We start from the raw sequence: 439 nt of genomic DNA, 5'->3' as shown, positions 1-439 counted from the left end.
GCGGTGGAGGCTGGGGAGGTGCCGATGGCGTTGGTGGCGGTGACGGTGAAGGTGTAGGCGGTGCCGTTGGTGAGTCCGGTGATGGTGGTGCTGGTTGCGGGCGGGTTGCCGGTGATGGTGACGGGGGTGAGGTTGGTGGTGCCGGTGCGCGGGGTCACGGTGTAGGAGGTGATGGGTGAGCCGCCGTTGTTCGGGGCGGTCCAGGACACGGTGGCGGACGCGTTCCCTGCGGTCGCGGTAACCCCAGCCGGTGCCGCGGGCGCCGTCGCGGTTGTTTGGGTGGTGGTGAKGGTGGCGTCGTCGAGGTACATCCAGGTGTCGTCGGCTGGGACGGCTCCTTCGAGGTGGACGTTGAACCAGAGGGTGATGGTTTGGCCTCTGTAGGCGCTGAGGTCTGCGGTGACTTGGGTCCAGGTGCCGGAGTCGCTGGCGAGTTTGA

1 protein-coding gene is annotated in these 439 nt (G+C 67.8%); it reads right to left on the bottom strand.

Translation table 11 applies throughout. The annotated features are described in order from the left end of the window. On the bottom strand, nucleotides 1-439 hold a 439-nt coding region (locus AB4Y73_RS20475; RefSeq protein ID WP_441874518.1), incomplete at both ends, for a fibronectin type III domain-containing protein.

It is taken from the genome of Pseudarthrobacter sp. TAF60_1 (genome assembly GCF_052113505.1).
Taxonomy (GTDB): domain Bacteria; phylum Actinomycetota; class Actinomycetes; order Actinomycetales; family Micrococcaceae; genus Arthrobacter.
Note: the sequence above shows the minus strand (reverse complement) of the source record. Positions and strands in the feature narration are given on the sequence as shown.